15 protein-coding genes and 6 pseudogenes are annotated in these 23018 nt (G+C 69.9%); 7 read left to right on the forward strand and 14 right to left on the reverse strand.

The genetic code is table 11. From position 1 onward, the window contains the following. Positions 1-199 precede the first annotated feature (199 nt). From OG900_05830 to OG900_05840, 3 genes and pseudogenes are all read left to right on the forward strand, one after another. Positions 200-475 (forward strand): annotated as a pseudogene (locus tag OG900_05830) (ISL3 family transposase). 197 nt (positions 476-672) lie between these two features. Next, positions 673-4752: a carboxypeptidase regulatory-like domain-containing protein gene (locus OG900_05835; GenBank protein WUH89715.1), complete on the forward strand. Its 4080-nt coding sequence runs from the start codon at positions 673-675 to the stop codon at positions 4750-4752. 73 nt (positions 4753-4825) lie between these two features. Continuing rightward, positions 4826-5341: pseudogene (locus OG900_05840) on the forward strand (transposase). Here the strand turns inward: OG900_05840 and OG900_05845 are convergent. From OG900_05845 to OG900_05870, 6 genes and pseudogenes are all read right to left on the reverse strand, one after another. Beyond that, a complete protein-coding gene (locus OG900_05845) occupies positions 5298-6935 on the reverse strand; it encodes an IS1182 family transposase (GenBank protein ID WUH89716.1) in 1638 nt (545 codons plus the stop codon). The pseudogene OG900_05840 and the gene OG900_05845 sit on opposite strands and share 44 nt — an antisense overlap. A gap of 163 nt (positions 6936-7098) precedes the next feature. Beyond that, the gene (locus tag OG900_05850; protein ID WUH89717.1) at positions 7099-7566 is read right to left on the reverse strand and encodes a hypothetical protein; all 468 of its coding nucleotides are present in this window, start codon (positions 7564-7566) and stop codon (positions 7099-7101) included. A gap of 279 nt (positions 7567-7845) precedes the next feature. Then, positions 7846-8046, reverse strand: a pseudogene (locus tag OG900_05855) (M23 family peptidase). A gap of 60 nt (positions 8047-8106) precedes the next feature. Then, positions 8107-8379, reverse strand: a pseudogene (locus OG900_05860) (M23 family peptidase). 39 nt (positions 8380-8418) lie between these two features. Further along, positions 8419-8589, reverse strand: a pseudogene (locus tag OG900_05865) (M23 family peptidase). A gap of 369 nt (positions 8590-8958) precedes the next feature. Then, positions 8959-9306 (reverse strand): annotated as a pseudogene (locus tag OG900_05870) (C40 family peptidase). A 390-nt stretch (positions 9307-9696) separates the two neighbouring features. On the opposite strand from OG900_05870, the gene OG900_05875 reads away from it, so the two are divergent. Then, positions 9697-11256: a serine/threonine protein kinase gene (locus tag OG900_05875; GenBank protein WUH89718.1), complete on the forward strand. Its 1560-nt coding sequence runs from the start codon at positions 9697-9699 to the stop codon at positions 11254-11256. Here OG900_05875 and OG900_05880 read toward each other — a convergent pair. The 6 genes from OG900_05880 to OG900_05905 form a co-directional block, all read right to left on the reverse strand. Continuing rightward, positions 11168-11965, reverse strand: coding sequence for a serine/threonine protein kinase (locus OG900_05880; GenBank protein ID WUH89719.1), 798 nt, complete (start codon positions 11963-11965; stop codon positions 11168-11170). The two genes, OG900_05875 and OG900_05880, sit on opposite strands and share 89 nt — an antisense overlap. Before the next feature lie 294 nt (positions 11966-12259). Continuing rightward, the gene (locus OG900_05885) at positions 12260-13315 is read right to left on the reverse strand and encodes a hypothetical protein (GenBank protein WUH89720.1); all 1056 of its coding nucleotides are present in this window, start codon (positions 13313-13315) and stop codon (positions 12260-12262) included. Between the two features lie 332 nt (positions 13316-13647). Beyond that, the gene (gene ltrA, locus OG900_05890; protein ID WUH95631.1) at positions 13648-14823 is read right to left on the reverse strand and encodes a group II intron reverse transcriptase/maturase; all 1176 of its coding nucleotides are present in this window, start codon (positions 14821-14823) and stop codon (positions 13648-13650) included. 478 nt (positions 14824-15301) lie between these two features. Beyond that, positions 15302-16069 carry a transposase gene (locus tag OG900_05895; protein ID WUH89721.1) on the reverse strand — a complete coding sequence of 256 codons (768 nt, stop codon included), beginning with the start codon at positions 16067-16069 and terminating at the stop codon, positions 15302-15304. Between the two features lie 66 nt (positions 16070-16135). After that, positions 16136-16930, reverse strand: a complete 795-nt coding sequence (locus tag OG900_05900) for a GNAT family N-acetyltransferase (GenBank protein ID WUH89722.1) — start codon at positions 16928-16930, stop codon at positions 16136-16138. 241 nt (positions 16931-17171) lie between these two features. Beyond that, the gene (locus OG900_05905; protein WUH89723.1) at positions 17172-18002 is read right to left on the reverse strand and encodes a GNAT family N-acetyltransferase; all 831 of its coding nucleotides are present in this window, start codon (positions 18000-18002) and stop codon (positions 17172-17174) included. A 200-nt stretch (positions 18003-18202) separates the two neighbouring features. Between OG900_05905 and OG900_05910 the strand changes: the two genes are divergently transcribed. Beyond that, positions 18203-18568, forward strand: coding sequence for a DUF1330 domain-containing protein (locus OG900_05910; protein ID WUH89724.1), 366 nt, complete (start codon positions 18203-18205; stop codon positions 18566-18568). Positions 18569-18960: 392 nt separating this feature from the next. Continuing rightward, the gene (locus tag OG900_05915; protein ID WUH89725.1) at positions 18961-19566 is read left to right on the forward strand and encodes a TetR/AcrR family transcriptional regulator; all 606 of its coding nucleotides are present in this window, start codon (positions 18961-18963) and stop codon (positions 19564-19566) included. 620 nt (positions 19567-20186) lie between these two features. On the opposite strand, the gene OG900_05920 is transcribed toward OG900_05915, so the two are convergent. Together OG900_05920 and OG900_05925 are read right to left on the reverse strand one after the other, a co-directional pair. After that, a complete protein-coding gene (locus OG900_05920; protein ID WUH89726.1) occupies positions 20187-20438 on the reverse strand; it encodes a hypothetical protein in 252 nt (83 codons plus the stop codon). A 41-nt stretch (positions 20439-20479) separates the two neighbouring features. Further along, positions 20480-20785 (reverse strand): prealbumin-like fold domain-containing protein, encoded by a 306-nt coding sequence (locus OG900_05925; GenBank protein ID WUH95632.1) that lies wholly within the window; start codon positions 20783-20785, stop codon positions 20480-20482. A gap of 822 nt (positions 20786-21607) precedes the next feature. On the opposite strand from OG900_05925, the gene OG900_05930 reads away from it, so the two are divergent. After that, positions 21608-22039 (forward strand): group II truncated hemoglobin, encoded by a 432-nt coding sequence (locus tag OG900_05930; GenBank protein WUH89727.1) that lies wholly within the window; start codon positions 21608-21610, stop codon positions 22037-22039. Positions 22040-23018: the final 979 nt, after the last annotated feature.

Consider the following 23018-nt stretch of genomic DNA (forward strand, 5'->3'; position numbering starts at 1 on the left):
AGCACACAAACGCACGCAATCGCACACCGAGAAACCGGTTCTCACGGACTCCGGGAGGTTCCGGATCCGAGGCGACAGCCTGGGCGCCGTCCTCTCGGCCGCGAAAGATCGTCTGCGGGACGCGTGCGAACCGCCCCCGACGCTGGGTCTGTTCAGCGACTGGCTCTGTTCCGTGGTCGGTGGCCCCCGCCAGCTCGCCCGACTCCTGCTCACCCACCCCGAGCACCTGCGGACCAAGGACACCGACCTGCTCGGCCTCCTCGCCGCGGCCTGCCCCGAGACGACCGCACTCGCGCGACTCACCGGCGAGTTCGCCGCGCTCCTGACCCCGGCCCAGGCCAACAACGACAAGCTCGCCGGGTGGATCGCCGCGGTCCGCAGCGTCAACCTGCCCCACCTGCACAGCTTCCGCAACGGCCTCGAACTCGACCGCGCCGCCGTCAACGCCGGCCTCACCCTGCCCTGGAGCAACGGCGAGGCACCAACCCCGTGAGCCGGTCACCGATCTGACGACCAGTCCGATCTGGCAGTACAAGTTCCCTTCGCTTCTTATGTCGGGAAGAGAAACGCAGAAGTAACCTCCCGGACTTGATCTTGGGGGACTGGAAAGGGGTCAATCTCCCGGTGAGCAAAAAGTTGTACGTCGCAGCTACTACTGCTTGGAGAACACCCTTGTTCCACCGGTCCAAACGCAGACCCGCCCGCCCCGCGCGGGCGGTCCTCGCCCTCGTTGCCGCGGTCAGCGCCGCCGCCGCCGGGCTGCTCGGCGTCAACACGCCCCAGGCGCAGGCGGTTCCCGCCTCCCCGGCGCACGGCACCGCCCCGCAGAGGACCACCCAAGCAAAGAGCCCGGGTGACTCCGTCGAGCGGGTCTGTGGCGCGCCGCAACCCGGGCAGGCCACCTGCTTCGCCATGCGGCGTACCGACACCCAGGACTTCCGCGCCAGGGCGGCCGCGGACGGGCAGCCGGACGGGCTCGGCGCCACCGACATCCAGAGCGCGTACAACCTGCCCGCGGACGGCGGTGCCAGCCAGACCGTGGCCATCGTCGACGCCTACGACGACCCCACGGCCGAATCGGACCTGGCGATCTACCGGGCGCAGTACGGGCTGCCCGCGTGCACCACGGACAACGGGTGCTTCCGGAAGGTCGACCAGCGGGGCGGCACCGTCTACCCGGAGCCGGAGGAGAGCTGGGCCGGCGAGATATCACTCGACCTCGACATGGTGTCGGCCGCCGCGCCGAACGCGCACATCCTGCTGATCGAGGCGGACGACCCAGACCCCAAGAACTTGGCCGCCGCCGTCAACCAGGCGGTGGCCATGGGGGCCAAGTTCATCTCCAACTCCTACGGCCTGGACGAGTCCCTGGTCGACACCGCGCTGTGGGACGCCGCCTACAACCACCCCGGCGTGGCGGTCGTCGCAGCATCCGGTGACGAGAGCTACGGGGTGCAGTTCCCGGCCGCGTCGCCGTACGTGACGGCGGTCGGCGGGACGTCGCTGGTCCGCGACCCGGGCACCGTCCGCGGCTGGTCGGAATCCGCCTGGAACGGCGGCGGTTCCGGCTGCTCGACGTCAGAGCCCAAGCCGGACTTCCAGAACGACGGGGGCTGCGCCGGGCGAACGGTGGCCGACGTCTCCGCGGTCGCCGACCCCGAGACCGGGGCGGCGGTCTTCCAGACGTACGGGAAGATCACCGACAGCGGCTGGGAGATCATCGGCGGCACCAGCGCCGCGACCCCGATCATCGCCGGCGTCTACGCTGTGGCGGGCGCGCCGGAACCCGACACGTACGCCAACTCCTACCCGTACGTGGCCAACCGCTCCGCGCTCAACGACGTCACCTCCGGCAGCAACGGCGAGTGCCAGCCCGCCTACCTGTGCAACGCCGGTGCGGGCTACGACGGTCCGACCGGCCTGGGCACGCCCAACGGCCCGGCAGCCTTCAAGAACGGCCCCTACGGGCGGGTCCACGGCAAGGTCCTTGACGCCGAGAAGGGCACCCCGGTCGCGCTGGCCGAGGTCAGCGCGGGCGGTTCGACCACCTACACCGGAGCCGATGGCACCTTCAGCCTGACCCTGCCGGCCGGGAAGCAGAGCGTCACGGTCGGCGGCTACGGCTTCCGGACCAAGACCTTCGCCGGGGTGAAGATCGCCGACAAGATCGTACTGGAACGGGACTTCGCCCTCACCCCGCTCCCGTCCGCCACGGTCTCGGGCACCGTCAAGGACGGCTCCGGCCACGGGTGGCCGCTCTATGCGCGGATCACGGTGGACGGCAAGCCCGGCGCCCCGATCTGGACGGACCCGGTGACCGGCGCCTACCGTGTGACGCTGCCCCAGCAGGCTGCCTACACCCTGCGGGTGACCAGCTACTACCAGGGCTACGCGTCGGCTGTCAGCACGGTCGCCGTCGCGGCGGACGACGTCGAAGCGGACTTCGCCCTCGCGGCCGACCCCCGGGTCGGCGCCGCGCCCGGCTACTCCGTCACGCACGACGGAAGCTTCGAGAGCTTCGAGTCCACCGCGTCGGCCCCCACCGGCTGGGCGGTGCAGAACGCCGGTGGGACCACCGGTGGTTGGCAGTTCAACGACCCCAGGTACCGCGGCAACAAGACCGGTGGCGCGGGCGGGTTCGCCATCGCCGACAGCGGATACGGCACGACCGTGGACACCAGTCTGCTCAGCCCGGTGTACGACTTCTCGCAGGACGGCCACCCCGACCTGTCCTTCGACACGCAGTACATCGGTTCGTTCGCTCAGGAGGCGTCGGTCGACGTCTCCGCCAACGGCGGAAAGACCTGGACGACCCTGTGGGCGCCCGACCCGGTCTTCGCCGACGTCCCGGGACCGGCGACGATCCGCCTGGACCTGACCGCGTACGCAGGCAAGCCCAAGGTGCGGCTGCGCTTCCACTTCGCCGGCAGCGACGCCTGGTATTGGCAGATCGACGATGTGCAGGTGGCAGACTGGAAGGCGACCCCGCTTCCGGGCGCACTGATCACCGGTCAGGTGACCGACGCCAACACCGGTGAGGGCATTACCGGCTCCGACGTCAAGGACGCGGCGGGGGACACGGCGATCACCACGGCCACCCCCGAGGACGCCACCACCCCCGACGGCTTCTACTGGCTGTTCTCCCAGGCGGGCAAGCAGCAGGTCACCGCCGTCCGCAAGCCGTACCAGTCCGCCACCAAGAACGTGAAGGCGGTCGCGGACAGGACGACCCGGGTCCCGGACCTCGCACTGGCGGCCGGCCGGCTGTCCGTCACCGGCGGCGACATCAGCGCATCGGTGGGCTGGGGCGCTTCCGCGTCCCAGAACCTGCAGGTCACCAACACCGGGGGAGCACCGGTGCACGTGACGCTGGCTGAGCGTCCGGCACCCGCGGCCAGGCCCACTCCCGGCAGCGGCTGGCAGCCGGCCGCCGACCTGCCCGGCCCGGTCATCGACGGCCTGGCGGAGAGCTACCAGGGCAAGCTCTACGCCGGGCTCGGCGGAAACGGCGTCGGCCCGTCGCGCAAGCTGATGCGGTACGACCCGGAAACCGGTGCCTGGTCCACCCTGGCCAGCGCCCAGGACACCCGCACGTACCCGGCGCACGGCTTCATCGGCGGCAAGCTCTACGTCACCGGCGGATTCGGCACCTCGCACCAGGCGGACCCCACCCTGGAGGTCTACGACCCGGCCACCGACACCTGGACGCGGGGCGCGAGCATGCCCACGCCGCTGGCCACCGCGGCCAGCACCGTCCTGGACGGAAAGCTCTACGTCATCGGAGGGTGCTCCAGCGACTACTCCTGCGGTGAGAACTCGACAGTGAGCGTCTACGACCCGTCAACGGACAGCTGGTCGAGCGCGGCGAACTACCCCGTGCCGGTCGCGGCGGGCGCCTGCGCCGGGATCGAGAACCGGATCTACTGCGCCGGCGGCACCGCGAACCCCGCGGTGCCGGGCGGGACGTACGACCTGTCGTCGGCCTACTCCTACGACCCGGTGACCGACCGCTGGTCGAAGCTGCCCGACATGCCGCATGCGGTCTGGCGCTCGGCGTACACCTCGGCTGACGGCCTGCTGCTGATCAGCGGTGGCCAGTCCAAGGACGCGGTGCTGGACTCCGCGCTCGCCTTCGACCCCCGGACCTCCACATGGTCCAGCCTGCCCCGGATGAGCCAGGCCCGTACGGGCGCGGCCGGTGCGCCGGGCTTCTACACGGTCGGCGGCATTGCCGAGGGAGCGTCGGTCCAGACCGTGGAGCTGCTGTCCGGATACAACCAGCAGGACGGCGCGGACATCACCTGGATGTCCGCGAGCACCCCGTCGCTGGCGCTCCAGCCGGGCGAGACCGCGCAGGTCACTGTCACGCTGGACGCCTCGGTGGCCGAGATCGGACAGCCGGGCGCCTATGCCGCCCGGCTCCAGCTGAACAGCGACACGCCCTACCCGCTGGCAGACATCCCGGTCTCCCTCACCGTGTCCCCGCCGAGCAGCTGGGGCAAGATCACCGGAAAGGTGACGGCGGCGAGCACTGGTCTGCCGCTCGCCGGAGCGACCGTCGAGGTCGACTCCTGGGTGGCCGACACCACCCTCACCACGGCTGCGGACGGCAGCTACGAACTGTGGCTCGACAAACGCAACAACCCGCTGACCGTGATCGTGGCGAAGGAGGGCTACAAGCCGGTCGTGGCCACCGTGAAGGTGGTCAAGGGATCGGTGGTCGTCACCGACTTCGCCCTGAAGAAGGCGTAAGCGAGACGCCACGACCGACAGCGCCCGGCCGGGATCCCGGCCGGGCGCTGTCGTATGACAGGAGGAGTTCAAGCGTGATGCCGTCGCACCGGCCCGATCCTCCAGCAAAACGGTCACCGAGGTGGCCCGAGACCTGGGAGTGAGCCCCGAGGGGCTGCGGAGCTGGGTCAAGCAGGACAGGATCGACCGCGGCGAGGGCGGCCCGGCCCGGCATACGCCTGGTCGGCGACATCACCTGCCTGCCGACCGAGGAGGGCCGGCTCCACCTCGCCTGCTGGCTGGACCCGGCCACCCGCGAGACCGCCGGCTGCGCGATGGCCGGCCACCACCGCGCCGACCTGGTCGTCGATGCCCTGCACATGGCCCAAGGACGCGGTCGCCCGGAACCGGACCGGACGCACCGGCCCGTGTGACGACAACGCCGCAGCCGAGAGCCTCTGGGCGGTTCTCAAAGCCGAGATCGGCACCCGGACCTGGCCCGACGACCGGGCAGCCGCCCGCACCGAGGTCTTCTCCTTCATCGAGAGACCCCGTTGCCCAATTGTCTATGCGGCGAGGTCGAGGGCGGCGAGGTGTGATGTTCGGGTAGGTGCGAGTGGCTGCCCGGTCCACCAGGCATCGAGGCGGATGAGGTTGACGGCGGTGGCTGTAAGGACGTGTGCGAGGGCGGTCTTTCGCAGTCCTGCGTAGCGGGTGCGGCGAGCGCCGGCGGCCATGACCGCCTGGTGGATCGTGCCCTCCACTCCGGAGCGGAGGGCATAGACCGCCTTCCACTCCTCGGTGGTTTGCTCCGCGCGGACGCGTTCGAGGACGGCGTCTTGATCTTGTGGGCGGACGGTGAGCTGTCGGCCGTAACGTGTTGAGTTGGTGCACTGCCCGCGGGACGGGCAGGGCGCGCAGGTCTCGGTGGCGAAGCGGATGCGGATCGCGGGTCGCTGATTGTTGTCGAGTCCCTCGGTCCAGTAACGACTGTGGGCACCGTCGGGGCAGATCGCCCGATGAGCGTCCCAGTCGATAGTGAAGGATGCCTTGTCGTAGCCGGTTGCCTGGACGGTGCGGCGGGTCATGGGCCGGACCGGGCCGATCACGCGGACACCTCTCTGGGTGGGCGCCGTCAACAGGAGCTCCGCGGAGATGTAGCCGGCATCCATCAGGTGTTCGCCCGGCAGCAGGCCCTTGGCGTCGAGGCGGTCATGGATCTCGTCGACGACCACGGGGTCGCCGACCGTGGCGTCCGTTGTCACCACGTGGGTGATCAGATGCGGTCGGCCGGTCTCCCGGGCGTCGCAGGTCTCGCTGAAGTGGACTTTGTAGCCGTCCCAGGCCGAGCCGCGCTTGACGGCGTTGCGGGAGTCGGGGTCGTAGGGCGAGGTGATCCGTGCTCTGCTGGGCGGGAGATCGTCTTTCCCCCGCCAGGACACCTCTTGCACTCCGTCGGTGATCGTGCGCTGGAACTGCTGGAGCCACACCGTCCGCAGGATGCCAACAACCGGGACCTGCCGCAGCCAGGCCGGGGCACTGGCCGCGAAGGACGCATTGAGGAACTGGTAGCCGTCAGCTGCAATACGCCAGGTGAGCTGCGTCCGCTCGCTTTCACCACTCGGCAGCCGGTAGGAGTCCACCCGGGCCCCGTACTGTTGCTGCCAGGCCGGGGGCATCCAGGAGGCGAGCCACTCGGGCGCTGCGACGGCGACCGCCTCCAGCGTGGCCCGCAGCGTCTCGCCGATGAACTCCAGGCGGTTGAGGTCCCTCACCGCGGCAAGCACGTGCGTGGAGTCGGTACGCTGCCGGCCCCGCCCGGACACCAGCCCCAGTTCGTTGAGCCGCTCCAGCAGCAGATCCAGGATCTTCTCCTCCAGACTGTGGGCCAGGAGACGGTCGCGGAACCCCGTCAGCACGGTGAAGTCGAAGCCCGGATCGGCCAGGTCGAGGCCAAGCAGGTACTTCCAGTCGATTCTCGCGCGTACCGCGTGGGCCGCCTGGCGGTCGGTCAGATTCTCCGCGAACTGCAGCACACTGACCAGCGCCAGCTGGCCCGGAGCGACACCGGGGCGGCCACGCACGCCGAACGTGGACTTGAAGACCTCGTCATCGAACAGTGGACCGAGCGCGTCCCGCACCCGCATCGCCAGACACCCCTTGGGAAACGCCGCCCAGGCCACCGCCCGCGTCTCCTCAGGCACCTCCCGACCCGAGTCCGCCCGCATCGACACCCAACCCCTCCGTCCCAAGATCGAGGCGGGCTCGCGACTCAGGCCCCCGACCTCAGGCTCCACCCCTCAACCAACCGCCAAGGCCGAGATCAGAAGCCATCACCCAATTGGGCAACGGGGTCATCGAGACTTTCTACAACCGGCGCCGAGCCGCCTCGCGACGGCCGAACCGCGGGTGCGCTCGGTCATCCGGCCACTCCCGCACTGGCCCGGCAAGCCGCAGCGGGGGGCCGTCCCCGCGCTCGCCGCCGCCCCCACCCACGCGCTCGCACCGGCCCCTGCCCTGGTCTCCCGGTCCGGTTGGCCCGCCCCCTCGGCCGGGCGGGACCTCGCGGTGCTGCACGGGCGGATGGGGAGGTGTGGAGCCGACCAGCCGTACGTCGTCGCTCCACAGCGAGGTGTCCCGGGCCAGGAGCCGGATCATGCTGGTGAGCAGGAGCGATACGGCGCGCAGCCGTTTGCCGTAGCCGGACTGCCGGGGCACGTAGGGGAACATGCCGCGGAAGTCACGGTCCACGCGGCGCAGCCGGCGCCGCTCGGAGGTGTAGTCGAGCAGCGCCGACATCACGGCCAGCGTGAGCAGTTCCGCGTCACTGAGCATGGGCGCGATCCCGACCTTCGGGCGCCCTGGCGCCCTGGCGCCAGCTACGACGAAGCCTACGACTCGTCGTCGACACGGGTATGGAGTGCTGTTGCGAGGGTGTTCAGGTCTTTCGTCACACATTGACACTGGACGCCCTCGTGCCATGTCCGCAGCCAATCCCTTGGACTCATTCATCCAGGGGGTGCCAACGTTCACGTGCGCGGCCCAAGTCCGGGATCCGGTGTGGGCCGGGGACGCGCCCTGGGGGCGTGCCCCCGGCCCCAGCAGCCGGAAACGTCAGCAGGTCGGAATGGCGCCGCCGTACATGTCGTCGGCCTGGTCGTTGCCCTGACCCGACAGGTAGTACGCCGACACGTAGTCCTGACCCCCGGTGTCCATATCCGTGTTCAGCCACCAGTGGTTGTACGCGGAACCCGAACCCACCTGCGCACCCCACACCTTGCAGAACACGTAATTCGTCCCCGCGTTCAACGTCCCACCATGATCGCGACCAGGCGCCGCGGAGAACGTCGTCACCCAGTACTGCCCGTCGGAGCCGCAGGCGGGAATGTCGTGGCCCGTGTTGTCCTTGGCCTCGTCGTTGCCCCAGTGGGACAGGTAGTAGGCGGACACCCAGCCCTGGCCGCCGGTGTCGAGGTCGGTGAACATCCACCAGTGGTTGTAGCTGGAGTTGGAGCCGACCTTCGCGCCCCACTCCTTGCACAGCACGTAGTTGGTGCCCGCGTAGAGGGTACCGGCGCCGTCGCGGGCCGGGGCGTTGGCGAAGGTGTCGACCCAGTACTCGCCGTCGGAGGTACCGCCTCCCCCACTGCCGCCCGAGGAGCACTCGGGTATGGCGCCGCCGTACATGTCGTCGGCCTGGTCGTTGCCCTGACCCGACAGGTAGTACGCCGACACGTAGTCCTGACCCCCGGTGTCCATATCCGTGTTCAGCCACCAGTGGTTGTACGCGGAACCCGAACCCACCTGCGCACCCCACACCTTGCAGAACACGTAATTCGTCCCCGCGTTCAACGTCCCACCATGATCGCGACCAGGCGCCGCGGAGAACGTCGTCACCCAGTACTGCCCGTCGGAGCCCGAGCCTCCTCCCCCGCTGCCGCCTCCGCCACCGCCTCCTCCTCCGGTGTCGCCCGTGCACAGCGGGTCGCCCGGGTGGTCGTGCATCCACAGGGCCGAGCAGCCCCGGCTGCAACCGGTCAGGCCACTCGCGCCGCAGCCGTCCTCGCCGTGCACGGCCTGGGCCTGGGCGACGTGCGCGTCGGCGGCCGCGGCGGCCTGGTCGACCTGGGCCGGATGGCCTTGGGTGGAGAAGCCGTACATGCGGATGGCGCCGACGTAGCCGTTGTGGTCGAAGGGGGCGACGTTGGCCGGGGTGCCCGACTGCGACTCCTGGACCACCAGACCGCCGCCGAGGTACATCGCAACGTGGTGCACGGGGTTGCCCCAGAACACCATGTCGCCCGGGCGCAGCGGGCTCAGGCCCTGGTCAGCAGTGAAGTGGATCGCCACGTTCGTGTCGGTGTGGAACTGGCCGTTCGCACCTCCCTCCAGGGTCAGATAGTTCTCGTCACCGGTCACGGCGTACCACAGCCAGTGCATGAACCCTGAGCAGTCGTACCCCTTCACATTGGCGTCGTTCCAGGCGTACTCGGTGTGGTCTGTGTGACCGTAACTGGCTCCGGGATGAGTGCCCCAGCCGCCGCCGAAACTGTACGTGATGCGGTCGTGAACCATCTTGCAGGCCAGGTCCAGGGCCTTGGACGCCTCAACGGTCGCCGGGTCCTGGTCGACCACCGGGCACGAACCACTGGCGGCCTGCGCGGGCCCGGCGACGGTGAGCTGGACCAGGCACGCGGCGAGCAGCGCGACGATCGCCGCGAGGACGGTCGCCCGTAGCCGGTGCCTCCCCCGCGCTCTGCGCACGGACTGTCTGAACGGTGTTCTCACGGCATTCCTCCCTGGCTGACAACGGTCGCGATTCAGTGAACCCTGGGCGGGGGCTGTGGGGTACCTGTAAGGTTCCGGGGTCCGAGAGGGCGGGACCGAGGAAGCGGGGCGGGGGGTGGCGCCGTGCGGCAGGCGCAGACACGGGGCTGGGCGGTTCGGGTACCGGGCGGCTACCGGGTGGGTGACTGGACCGTGCACGCGCCGGTGGCCACCGGGAGCTGGGGCAGCGTCTACGAGGGCCGCCGCGCCGGCAGGCGCTCCGGCGACGAGTCCGGCGAGGGGGCAGCGGACGGCGTCGGCGAGTTACCCGGCCGGGTGGCGATGAAGTTCCTGCCCACCGGAACCATGACGCCGCGTCAGCTCTCCGTACTGTCCGACATGGTGAGCCGCGAGATCCGGCTGCACGAACGCCTGGCCCACCCGCGCATCGTGCGGCTGTACCGGACGCTGACCGTCGATGACGCCGAGTCGCCGGAGATCGACGGCTGCTGCGTGCTCATCATGGAGTTGGCCGACGGCTCGCTCGCCGACACCCTGCGCGGTGCCGCGGGCCGACCGCTGCCGGACGCGCCGCGGATCATCACCGAGATCTGCGAGGGGCTGGCACACCTGCACGACTCCGGCTGGGTGCACGGGGACCTCAAACCGGCCAACATCCTGCTGATGCACGACGGCTCGGTGCGGCTCGCGGACTTCGGGCTGACCGCGGAGATGGAGTCCACACACGCCTATCTGACGCCGGCGGGCTCCCCCGACTACCTGCCGCCGGAGCGGTGGACCGAGCAGCTGACCGACCGGGGCGTCGCGATCCGGCCGACGTCAGACGTGTGGGCTCTGGGCGTGACCGCCTACCAACTCCTCGCCGGCGCAATGCCCTTCCCCGGCGGAACCCCCCGGGCCCGGGCGGCGAACGCGGCGCAATATGCCGAGGGCCGTGCCCGGCTGACCCTCTCCGCCGACCTGCCGCCCGGCTGGCGGGACTTCGTCCGGGACTGCCTGGCCCCGGGCCACCGGGAGCGCGCCGCGTGGACCGCGAGTGCCCTGCACAGCCGGGCGAAGGCACTGACGGCCGACCCCGCCGCCCTCATCCGCAGGCCCCACCCGCACCGTCGCCGCAATGCGCTGGCCGGTGCCGCGGCCGCTGCGGTGGTGACCGGTGGCACCATCGGCGGCCTGATGGTCACGGCACCCCAACGCATCGACTACGCCGCCTACTTCAACACCCGCTCGGACATCCCACGCGCCTACTACGACCTGGTGGTGCAGGCAGGCACCTCCTGCGACGAGCCGGGCGTCACTCCAGCCACGGTCGCGGCGATGCTCAAGGCGCTCAGCAACTGGGACCCAGACCTGCACTCGCCGCAGACCGACGAGTACGGCATCGCCCGTTGGAGTCCGGGCGTACTCTGGTACTACATGCCGGCGGGCCGCCAGAAGGCGATCCCTGAGCCACCGTTCCCACCGGAGTTGTCCATTCCCGCGCTCGGCCGCTACCTGTGCAAGTACTCCACCGCGCTGCAGAGCGTACCGGGCGACCGCGGGCTGCTGCTGGCTGCGGCCTTCGCCTCCTCCGACGGGAAGGTGCGCGAGTACGGGGGCGTGCCACCGCGCCAGGCCGCGTTCGAGAAGCGCGTGGAGCAGGCGCTCCTCAGCTACCTGCCCGCGGGGGCGCCGAAGCCGGCGCTCCCGCGGATGGGGACGACAACAACGGCAGATGCTCCTCCCGCACAAGGTTGAACCGCACCGCGGTGGCCACCAGCGCCGCCCGCTGCCAGTCGGCCTTGGCACCCGCCCTGCCGCCGGGACCGGCGCGGGCCTTCACCCGCAGCTTGGCACTGGCCAGGTAGTCGATGTGGAAGTTGACCGCGGCGCGCGTCAGGCCGACGCAGCCCGCCACGGGGCGCAGCCGCTCGATGATCTCCGGGACCGTGGGGATCACGGTGGACGCGCAGTCGCGCAACCGGGGTTCGCACAGCGCGAGCAGCACCAGAAAATACTTGGCGCTCTCGTCCAGCGGGAACGAGGAGACCGTGTCGGCGCCGCCCGGACCCGCGGAGCCCTCGCCGTAGGTGTGCTCGGGCGCGTACACGTCGAAGGACACCCAGCTGTCGACGGTGGGCAGCAGCACGCGGGCGAACTCGAAGGGCACCGGTGCGTGCAGGCGGCGCGGCGCCACCTTCAGGAACTCGCCGCCGCCTTCGGGATTCTCCACGACGTAGGTGGTGCCGGCGCTCAGATTGCTGATCGACCAGTGGTCGTCGACGGCCCGGATGCTGCCCGCGAGCCGTGAGACGGCCGGGTCGGGCAGCACCACCTCCACCCGCGTGCCGCCACCGCCGCGACCGAACCGGACCTCCTGGCCCGGCCCCAGTTCCAGTAACTCCGGCCGGCCCGCTCGACGGCGCTCCCCCGCGGTGGCCGGCAGCTGGATGATCACCGTCCGCATATCTTCCGTCACCCCCTTCCGATCGTACAGGGGTGCCGCCTGGGCGGCGGGGCTCTCGTGGGTGTCCTTGCCGCTCCTCGATCGCACCCTCATCTGGAACCAGCGCCACCTGCTCCGTTCAAGCGCCTCGACGACGCGGGCATCAGCGGGCGGACTCATCGACAGCGGCCGTTCCTCCACGCATCGTTACTTGACATCTCGAAGCGTGGAGGACGGCCGCGTCCGCTGTCCCCGGAAGAGACCAAGATCAGCCCGTCAGGTGACGAGCGAGGTTGAACAACAAGCTGAGTACAGCTAGATGGCGAAGGGAACGTACCCGAGCGTCTCGGTGGCGTTGGACGCCGCCACCAGGCCGCTCGGCGGCAGGGTTGTGGATTTCGGGGTGACGAACGCTACGAGGTCGGTGAAGTAGCCTGCGTTGGCGACGCTCGCCGAGCAGGTGGTTCCGCTGGCGCAGGATGCGAGCAGGGTCCCGTTCTCATTGAATATCTCGATGTAGTAATGCGCCGTGCCGACGTCAGCGCTCGCGGTCGCCGTCGCGGTGAACGTCGAGCCGACCCACACGCCGCCCGGGGCGGACAGGCTCACCGTCCATCCGGAGTGGGTCCACGTGACGTACGTGGTCTGCGACGTGGCCTGTAGCGTGGCGGGTGGGGCGGTGGTGCCGTTGCCACCGAAGTAGGCGGTGAACGCGTGTGTGGTCGCCTGTGCTTCGGTGACCGTCGCCGAGCACGTCGTGCCGGTCTTGCACGAGGCGAGCAGGGCGCCGGTGGTGGTGTCGAAGATCTCGTTGGAGAACGGCGAGGAGCTGATGTCCGTTCCGGCGGTCGAGGTCAGGGTGACCGTCGCGCCGGGCGCCGCGGTGGTGGCGGACGCTTCCAAGTCAAGGTATGTCCCCTTCCAGACCAGAGCGGAGTTGTCCCACTCGGACTGGATGTGGCCCGGCGGGAAGCTGGTCGAGTTGTCAGCGATGAACGCGTCCACGCCGTGGCTGGCGGCTACGGGCGAGGTCTCGTACGCGGTGCAGATCGTGCCGGTGTCGCAGGTGCCGATGTACGCGCCGATCGTGTAGTCGTAAATCCGGACGTATAAGCCGGAGCCCGTCACGCTCCGGCTGGTGGTCACGGCGACGGAGGCTTTCTGGGTGGCCCACGCCTCGAAGCTGTTCACTACGACGATCTGGTTTCCGGCAGGCGGCTTGGCCGACTGGTGGGTGGCAGTGCTCTGACTGACGTTCCGGGCGGCGGCCGAGCTGCCCGCGGCGCTCGCCGGGCCGGCGGCGCCCAGCAGCACCAGGGCGGCGGTCGCCATCGCGGTCACCAGGACGGCTGCTCGCTTGAGCCTGAACATGAGTTCCCTTCTTGGCACGAAATTATCACAGAGGCCTGATTGTCTCCTCCGAGAACGTACGAGCACGTACATGCGGAGTCAATGCGGGGAAGCGGCCTGGACGCCTACCAGCATCGGAGCAAGATCACGGCCTCATTCTCCGGTATCCAGAGCGAGTCGGGCGTACACCTACGCGGGCTGGTCAGCCGGTCGATCAGTTCAGGCGGCAGGCCCGCATTCTCCGCCGGCCTTAGTGGGGTCGGGGACTGGAGCGGTGGCTTCCGCTCCGTTTCCAGTCCCCGCCGCTTCAAACCGTGCACGCAGTTCTCCCGCACACGGCTTTCCGACATCGTTCACCGACTGGCATGCGCTGTCGCCCTGCGTACGTTTCCGGTAAGACGGTAGACACCGAGCCGGGTGATCCATCCATAAGTACATCGGGTGGTCCAGTTCCTGCCCGCGAGTCTGTGTTTCCCGCTGGCAAAGATCGCCAGCCGTTCGTGGACGTAGCCGTCGATCACGTTGAACTTCCGTCCGGAGTTCCCGTTGCGGAAGTACGTTGCCCAGCCCCGTAGGATGGGGTTGAGATCAGCTACCACGGCGGATACCGGCCGCTCAGTCTTCGAGCGAGCGGTTGCCGCGCGGATTCTTTCCCGCAGCACCCCTATCGCCCTGGCCGAGGGCCAGCGTTGCGGGTAGTACTTGCCCCGCCATTTCCACGATTCCATCTTCCGGTGATGGAAGCCGAGGAAGTCGAAGCCCTGCCCGCCTCGGGTGAGGCAGACCTGTTCCAGCACCCTTGCCGCTAACTCCCGGGCCTGTTCGGCCCGTTGCTCGGTCGGCGACAGGACTGCGAAATCATCGCAGTACCTCACCAGCGTCCCCAGTCGGCGGCCCTCGTTCTGCCACGCGTCATCGAGAACGTGCACCGCGATATTTGCCAGCAACGGGGAAATCGGTGAGCCCTGAGGAGTTCCCGCCCCGGTCGGGGAGGTCACCCCGCCCTCCAAGACTCCCATCCGCAGCCAGCACCGGATCAGCTTCAGCATCGACCGGTCCACCACACGCCGGGCCACCTGGGCCATCAGCGCCTCGTGGTCGATCGTCCCGAAACAGTCCCGGATATCGGCCTCGAACACCCGCTCCCGCCGCTGGTTCGCGGCGACACGCACGGCTTCGCACGCATCGATCGCGGACCGCTTCGGCCGGAACCCGTAGCTCGCCTCGGTGAACTGAGACTCGAAGACCGGTTCCAGGACCAGTTTCGCGGCCGTCATCACCACCCGGTCCGCTACTGCAGGGATCGACAGCGGCCGGAACTCTCCCGGCCGCCCCGGTTTGGGAATCTGGACCCGACGCAGCACTGACGGACGATACGTATACGTCCGCGGTGTCTGCGAAATGTCCTGGAGGAATGAATCCACTCCCAGGGTTTCCACCGCGTCGACGGTCACACCGTCAATGCCGAGGGCACCCCGGTTCGCACACAACGGCCCACGCCCGCCTGAGAACGTCCGTGCGGTGGACATGGCTATACAGGGCATGAAACCGTCGCTCGGGTTCTTGCTTGGCACAGCGGTAAAGCGTCCGCTGCAAGGCTCGGACCTTGTCCAAAGGACGGCGGCCCGGTCTTGCGGCACCTTCCTCCCGGCGGATGGAACTGAGGGCTGTCCCGCTGATCCCCGGCGGGCGCGCGACGACAGCTACGGCACCTCGCCGCGTTGTCGGGCTCGCCCGAACACGACCCGGTATGAGGGCGACCCTTCGCCTTGCGATGTACCGCGTCTGACGCCGCGCGCTGGTCCACCGCGGATTACGGGACAGCCCTTGGCCTCGATCTTTCGTGACGGTCTGCCGGGGGTCTGTACGGTGACCGGGAGAGGTTGCGGCTCCAGGCCGTGGAACGTTTCGAGAGCGGGCAGAAGAACGCGGAGGTTACCGCTGCCCTGCGGATCAGGACACGGTCTTCAGGACAACGGCGCATCCGGGGACAGTGAGCCTTTTCCATCATCGGTCTGAGCTGGCCAGATGCAGGGCGAGGACGGCCTGGATGAGGGCGGTGATCCGGGTGGTGGAGCACCGGAGTTTGCGCAGGAGCCGCCAGCTCTTGAGGGTCGCCATGGCCTGCTCGACGAGGGCACGGATCTTCGCGTGGGAGCGGTTCACCGCCTTCTGTCCCGGGGAGAGTGTCTCCCATCGCCCCCAGTACGGGATGCGGACCGTGCCGCCGGCGCCGCGGTAGCCCTTGTCGGCCCAGCAGGTGACGTGGGCCCGATCGAGGGCGTCGATGATGCCGTGCTCGCGGGCCGCTCGGATGTCGTGGACGGCTCCGGGCAGGGCCGGCGAGGCCCATAGCAGTCGGCCGAACGGATCGGTGAGGACCTGCACGTTCATGCCGTGTTTCTTGTGTTTCCCGGAGTAGAAGGGCCGGTCCGCGGCGGTGCGGTCGATCGGCAGGAGCGTGCCGTCCAGGAGCACGAACGCCTTCGTCGAGGCGGTGCGGACGGCATCGGCCAGGGTGGGAGCGAGGACGGCCAGGAGGTCGACGGCCTCGGCGACATAGCGGTATGCCGTCGTGGTCCCCACGCCGAACCCGGTGGCGAGCTGGGCGTAGGTGTGTCCGACGCGCAGGTGGGCGAGGGTGAGAAGGGCTTGGCGGCCGGCGGTCAGCCGTCGCCAGCGGGAGTTGATGGCACGGCGGTGCCGCCGCAACTGATCTGCAAGGAAGCGGAGGGCGGAACTGGACACGTCCACGCCGGACGGGTAGACAAGCATGCGAAGCCTCTGGTGGACACGGTTCTCTTGGTCGACAACCCATCTACCAGGGGCTTCGCTTCGTTGTCACCCCAAGTGCGCAGCCACGTCAGCAGGTTGGAAAAGGCTCAGTGGGTCGCGGCGGCGGTGAGTGGGGAAGGCGAAGAGGCGGTACTCCGATACTGTGGCGAACCCCAGGCGGCGGTACAGCGGCTCGCCGGCCGGGCTCGCCGCGAGGGCGGCGTGCCCCATGCCGCGGTCGCGTCCGGTCCGGAGCGCGTCGGCGGTCAGGGCCGCGCCGATGCCGCGCCGGCGGTGGGCTTCGGCGACGTGGACCAGGAAGATTCCCGCCACCCCGTACGCCGAGATCACCACGGCTGTCCCGACGACGCGTCCGTCGAGGACCGCGGCCAGGCGGACGATGTCCGCGTTGTCCGGACGCTGTGACTCGATGCGCACCATGTCGCTTTCCAGGCCGGGCACGACGCCCATCGAGGCACTGTAGGTGCGGACCACCTCCGTCAGCCGGTCGTGGTCCGTCACCGCGACGATCTGCGGGCCGCCAGGCGCCGCCTTCGGAGCCGCGGTGCGGTCGAGGGGGCGCACCATCACCGGGACAGCTCCGAGCTCCACCGCTCCGTGCCCGGCAAGGGCCGCGGCGGTTCCCTCGGGGCTGTCCGGACCCGCCCACCACCACCAGGGCACTCCCGCGAGCCGCTCCTGGACGGTTGCCGCGGCGTGCCCGACCGCGTCCAGGGAGCGCAACCGGGCCACGCCGTTGAACTGTGGCTGGGCCAGCCCGCTGCGGAAGTGGTCGACCTCGCCCCGACCGTGTTCCGCCTCGCCCCAGCCCATCAGGTACTGCCGGAAGTTGGCGGTCACCTGGGCCAGGATCCCGGGATGCGGGGTGCCTGCCGGCGGACGCGTCCCCGCCTGCCCGCTCCTCTCGGCAGAGAGGCCCGACGCCGCGGTGTCAGCCGCACTTGCCTCGTACGTCACGCTTGTCGCCTTTGGCTTTCACGCACCGTCTCGCCCGCGAGGGCGGCGTGCCCGGGGTGCGCATGGGTGGTCGGTCGGTCTGGGGGCCTGCGGCCGTCCTCGCGGGTCACGGCCTCTTCCCTGCTCAGGGCGCCACGATGCGGAAGTCCGAGACAGGCCGGTAACCGGCACGCCTGTAGAGGCGGTTGCTCGTCGGGTTGGAAAGGTCGGTGAAGAGCAGGACGTTTTCCGCGCCGGCATCCCGCGCGGCCTGTGAAATGGCTGCGGTGACGGCGGCGCCGTATCCCCGTCCGCGGTGCCGGGGCGGCACGTACACCGGGGTGATGCGAGCGGTGGCGGCCACCACCGTGGTCATGGCTGCCACCGCCACCGGTTCGCCCGCGACCGTCCACAACCGCCAGCCGCCCTGGGCGATCCGCTCGTCGACGAACGCGTCGAGGTCGGCTCCGAGCGAGCCGGCTTCCGCAACGAAGCGGCTGCACCAGTCGTGGAGCAGATTCCGGTCGTCCCCGGTCGCAACCCGCGGTCCCCCCGGTGGAGCGACCGCAGGGGACTCGAGTTCGTCGAGCCGGTGGAGGCGGACGCGCGGGCCGTCGGCCGGCGCACCGCCCGTCTCCGCTTCCCAGGCCTGGCAGAAGGCGAGCACCGACGCGGCGTCGGCCAGCAGTCCCGCGCAGCGGCTGGAGCCGGTGATCAGCAGCCGGGCCAGGCCCGCTGCGGCAGCCCGGGAAAGACTGCTCGCGTTCAGCAGATGGGGCGGAGTCCAGACGAATGCGGCTGAGGTCGGGGCGCCGTCCGCGTCGCGCCACCAGCCCAGGCAGGCGGTCGGCGCCGTGCCCTCGGATCGGAGGCGCTCGATCGTGTCGAGTCCGGACAGCAGCATGGTGTGCAGGTCGGGGCGTGCGGCGACGAAGGCCCCCGCCTCCGAGCGGAACACCTCGGGACTGCCCGTCATGGACCACGCCATAGATTCAGATCTCCTCAGTGACCCCCTACCCGCCCATCGTTCCGTCCCGACCGCCGGACGTCCACGTGATAGATGCCACACTTAATCTATCTTGGCCGGACATCCCTCGCCGTCCATCGGGCTTAAGATTAAGGACGTCATCTAAACCAGGAGGGGCAGCCGAACGAGCGCCCTCCGGAGGGAACGCCATGAGCACATACCTGATCAACCATCTCCGTATCCCCGGGGGCGTCCCGAACGAGCAGGGGCTGTCCTATCTCGAACAGGTCGAGGCCACCGTCCACCCCCACGGCGGCAAGTGGCTGGCCAACGGCGAGGTCAGCGTCGTGGAGGGTGCGTGGCCGGGCTTGGTCGTCCTCATGGAGTTCCCCGACCGTGCTGCCGTCGACGCCTGGTACAACTCGCCGGAGTACCAGGCGATCCTGCCCCTGCGCACCAACAACTCGATCGCCGACATCGTGCTGATCGACAGCCTCCCCGAGGGTTACACGGTCCGAGGATTCGCCCAGCAGGTCAGGGCTGCCGTCCAGGCGGCATCCGCCCCTCAGGACTGACCAGGCAGGAGCAGGCCCCCGCCACCGTGAACACGGGCCGCCGACTTCGAGGAGGCACGCACGGCGGGATCTACACGGTCGGCACGGTGCGGGGGCGTCCGGGGGACGGCGACACCGCTGGAGGGCAAAAAAGGCGGAGGACGCCCTCGTACGGAGCCCCTCACCGGAGAAGAGCGCACCGACACCGCCGGCCGGTGCGTCCAGGGCATGGTCGAGCCGCGAGAGCCTTGGCGAACTCCGGCACCACAGTTGGGCCATGATTGCCCACAAAACCGGTCGGGAGGGGCTCCCGCCCGCGCCCCCAGGCCTGACATGAGGGCTCCATGGGGGACGGTGCATGCACCGCAGATCGCGTCATGTCAAGTGACCGTCGAAGCTGGGAAGGATGAACGATGGGCCGCGTCTCACAGGCAGAAGCGAGGGCCAACCGGGAGCGGGCGGTGGAGGCCGCCTCCCGCTTGATGCGCGAGAAAGGCATCGCCGAGGTCGGCATCATCGACCTGATGCAGTCGATCGGTCTCACCCAGGGCGGCTTCTACAAGCAGTTCGCCTCGAAGTCCGCGCTGGTCGATGAGGCGATAGCCAAGGGCCTGGCCGACAACATCCACTACCTGACGTCCTTGGACGAGGACGCAGGCGAGCACGGCGCGGCCTGGCGGTCATTGGTCGAGTCCTATCTCTCCGTCGAGCACCGCGACGACACCGGCAGCGGCTGCCCCGCGGCCGGCTTCGCCGGCGACACCGCGCGCCACCCCGAGTACAGCAGGACGTACGCCGACGGCGTCGCGGAAATGGCGGCATGGATAGCACCCGGGGACGCCGGTCTGGCAGCCCTGACAACCCTCGTGGGCGGCATTCTCCTCGCCCGCGCCACCACCGGAACGGCCCTGTCGGAGCGCATTCTCCACGCGGCACAGGAAGCCGCCTTGGGGGCCGTCGAAGGCGCCCGGACCGATGGGGGCCAGGTGGTTGCGGACGGCGCGGTCGACGCCGTCTAGCCGGGCCCGGACCGGCGCCCCGGCACGCCGCGGCCGATCCGGCCGGGCTCCGCCCGAACAGGAACGAACGAGGTACGCCCACAGATGTTCCCATTCTCGGCGACCACCCCGGCCGGCGCTCCCACCGACACGCAGCTCCTGCGCATCGGGTGTGACGGCGAGGTCGCCGCACGACTCGGTGGGAAGTGCCGCACGGCTGCTGGGGCGACTGTCCTTTGCTGCATGCGTCGTTCAATGAGTACGCGGAGGACAGGGACCACTTCTATCCGGACAGCGGCTCGGCCGCCGTCAACGCAGACGGCAAGCTCGTCCGGGCACACGTCCGCGGGCCGCTGGGCAGTGACGGGTGCCGGTCGCCTCCACCGACCGTACTGCGTGGACGCCGGCGAACACTGCGGCATCCCGTTCCGGTGACACCGTCACCATCCCAAAGCGACGCGGCCAGGGAGCTGGGAAGCGGATCTCAGCGCCTCTACCAGCACCAGGCTCATCAACATCGAGCGCCACCACCTCAGCGTCGCCACACTGCACCAGGAGCGTGCGGCCCGGCCAGCACAGCACCGGACCCCGAGCGGCGTCACCGAGATCGCCTCCGGTAGACCGACATCACGCTTTCAAGTTCAGTAGCGGGCGCCGGACAGTGCCACGGCTCCGATGATCATGAGCAGGCCGGCGGTCCCGGCGAGCCATGTGGTGCCCTCGACTCCGGTGTGGGCGAGCTGGGTGTGCGCGGCGGAGGCCGCCGGCGTGGTGATGGCGGTCGGTGCCGGCCCGGCTGTGGAGGCCGGACCGGCCGTGGTGGGTCGGCCGCCGGACGTCGGGGCGGCGACCGGGTCGGCGGACGTGGGCGTTGCGGGTCCGGCGGTCGGCATGGTGGTCGGCGGCGCGGTGGTGTCGGTGAGGGTGATCGCGATCAGCCCGGCCAGTTCTGCTCGGATGGTGACGGGCTTGCTGTGGGCGGGGTCACCGTGACGGGCACGGTGACGCCGTCGGGCACGACGACATCCTGGTCGGGACCGGGCTTGATGGTGGCCGAGCCGGTCGCGGTCTGCCGCAGGTGGTAGACGCCAGCGGGCAGCTCGGGGAAGGCGAGGGTGCCGTCGGCACCGGTGGTACCGGAGGCCGAGGTCGTCCCGGCCAGGTCGGTCAGGGTGAACGCGGCGCCGGACACGGGCGTCCCGTCGGTAGCGCTGACATGGACGCTGATGCCGCCGGGCACCACGGCGCGGGGCGCGGCGCTGTGCGGAGGTGGCGGACCGGGATCGCGGACACCCGCGGGGGCACGGGACCAGGATCGAACAACCCGTCATGCGCAGGTCTCGGGTCCGCCTGCGGGCCGACCTCACGGACGGGCAGCGGCCGACCTGACCCAGCTGCTGCGCCGCCTGTGCGCCCGGCCCGGAGCTCGCCTCGTGCGCGTCCAACGGGGGGCGGCAGGGCCTGCTGCACCGCTTCGGCAGCGCGGCCCGCCTGCGGCACACCCGGGTCCTGTGCAGCGCTCCCGTGCTGATCATCCGGAGCCGGCGGAGCGTGGCTCTCCGCAGCCGACGTGCGTCCGGTCAGCGGCAAACCGCTCAGCGCGAACACGGCGGCTGCGTGCGGCCGTATCCGCCGCATGTACCCGAACCCGTGCCTGTGTGCGTCATCCGTGCCGTGGCGTCGGAGCCGCCCCTCCCTGGTGAGGGTGCGCCGGCAGTTCGATCCATGGAGGTCAGGCCCCTTGCAGGACCTGCGCTGCGTTGGTGGCGGCGGCGCTGATGACGGCTTCAGGCCGAAGCCGTGTGCCTGCGGGAATGAGATGACGCCGTGAGAACAGCCCCCCGGGCGCGGGGAGGACGTGCGGTACCTCCCGTGCAGGCGGGGCGGTGTGGCGGGCGACGTGCTTGCCGGCTTCGGCCTGCGGTCGCCGTACTTGCCGGCGATCGGAGCCCGCACGAACCCGACAGTCCCGCGCCGGGCTGAAATTCGCGGGCGAAATCCCTGGCAGTCGGCGTGAACCGGCCTCCAGACTTGCGGGACGATCTATTGCGGAGGTCTTTCGATGACAAGTCTCTACGAGCATTCCGGCGGGGACGAGGCGCTGCACCGCCTTGAGGAGCTGTTCTACGCCAAAGTGCTCGCCGATCCCGTACTGCATGAGCTGTTCCCCGAACGGCGGCCGCACCACGTCGAGCACTTGACGTGGTTCACGGCGGAGTCGTTCGGCGGCCCGGACCGCTTCACCCGGGAACTGGGGTTCGAGTATCTGATCGCAGCGCACCGGCATCTGAAGATCACCGACGAGCAGCGTGAACGGTTCGTCGCCCTCTATCTGGAGGCGGTCGACGAGGCGGGCCTGCCCGCGGACGAGCCGTTCCGCGCGGCTGTGCGCTCGCATCTGGAGTTCGGTTCCGAGGTGGCCCAGCAGAATTCCCATGCCCAGACCGACGACCAACTGCACCCGCTGCGCGAGGTACCGCACTGGCAGTGGTGACTCTCCCGCGTCGGCGCCGGGCTTCCGGTCCGGCGGTGCACCAGCGCGGCGCACTGCCTCTCCAGCGGACCGCAGGGCAGTGCGGCGGTGCATCGGCTGCTCTCCACCTGAGCGGATCGGGGCGGTTGTCCCTGGCCGCGGGACCGCTTCGGCCGGCCGGCAGGGAGACCCGTGCGGTCAGTGCGCCCTTGGCGTCGGGAGCCACCCGGAGTTCGTCCTCGTGGAGACTGACGATGTCCGCCACGATGGAGAGTCCGAGACCGTGCCCGCGGTGGCCCGGCCGGTCGGGGCCGTCCGGCCCTCGCCCCGAAGGAAGGACTCGGTGAACATGTCGACCGTGTCCGCCAGCGGGCGCCCCGCGTCGGTGACCGTCAGCAGGGAGCGGAGCCGGTGGTGCGGATCCGGCCCGGTTGTCACGGAAAGGGAAACGGACGGGCTGGGAGCTGGGGCCGTTGCGGAGGCCGGGGCCTGCGCGAGGAGCACGAGGGCGGCAGCAGTGAGGCCGAAGGTGCCGAAGCGCAGCGCAAGGCGGCGGGGGTGCTGCCGCTCGGGCGGGCTGGTGCTGCGGCTACCACCCTGGCGCGTGCGACGCATCGGTGCTTCTGGGCTACAGCCCCCCGATGTCGTCGATGTCGCGAGGGGGCCACCGATCCGATGGATAAAAGGGCGGCTCCCTGTACAGGGAGTGGGTCCGTCTCCCGGTAGCCAGCCTGATGCCGTCTTCGGTCCACGCTCTGACGAACAGGAGCCCGGCACAGATCCCAGTGATGCCGATCGCCAAGAAGAGGGCAAGGGAACCGAGACTTTCCAGGAAAGAGGACTCCTCGCCGGGTTCGTCGTTGATGGTCAGCCGGTATAAGCCGACCACGGCGCCCCCGGTGCAGGCGAGGACGGCGATGGCGCACCCGCATAACCGGATACGCAGTCTGCGCGCCGCTCTGACGCTGTACACGGTGCAGTCGATCAGTTCTCTGCATCC

The sequence above is a fragment of the Streptomyces sp. NBC_00433 genome (assembly GCA_036015235.1).
Classification (GTDB): Bacteria; Actinomycetota; Actinomycetes; order Streptomycetales; family Streptomycetaceae; genus Actinacidiphila.

Bases quoted from the DNA above. Each gene is read 5' to 3' on its own strand.
- OG900_05850 (WUH89717.1), bottom strand. From the start codon at position 7,566: ATGCTCAGTGACGCGGAACTGCTCACGCTGGCCGTGATGTCGGCGCTG.
- OG900_05880 (WUH89719.1), bottom strand. From the start codon at position 11,965: ATGCGGACGGTGATCATCCAGCTGCCGGCCACCGCGGGGGAGCGCCGT.
- OG900_05885 (WUH89720.1), bottom strand. From the start codon at position 13,315: ATGTTCAGGCTCAAGCGAGCAGCCGTCCTGGTGACCGCGATGGCGACC.
- ltrA (WUH95631.1), bottom strand. From the start codon at position 14,823: ATGTCCACCGCACGGACGTTCTCAGGCGGGCGTGGGCCGTTGTGTGCG.
- OG900_05895 (WUH89721.1), bottom strand. From the start codon at position 16,069: ATGCTTGTCTACCCGTCCGGCGTGGACGTGTCCAGTTCCGCCCTCCGC.
- OG900_05905 (WUH89723.1), bottom strand. From the start codon at position 18,002: ATGACGGGCAGTCCCGAGGTGTTCCGCTCGGAGGCGGGGGCCTTCGTC.
- OG900_05910 (WUH89724.1), top strand. From the start codon at position 18,203: ATGAGCACATACCTGATCAACCATCTCCGTATCCCCGGGGGCGTCCCG.
- OG900_05915 (WUH89725.1), top strand. From the start codon at position 18,961: ATGGGCCGCGTCTCACAGGCAGAAGCGAGGGCCAACCGGGAGCGGGCG.
- OG900_05920 (WUH89726.1), bottom strand. From the start codon at position 20,438: ATGCCGACCGCCGGACCCGCAACGCCCACGTCCGCCGACCCGGTCGCC.
- OG900_05930 (WUH89727.1), top strand. From the start codon at position 21,608: ATGACAAGTCTCTACGAGCATTCCGGCGGGGACGAGGCGCTGCACCGC.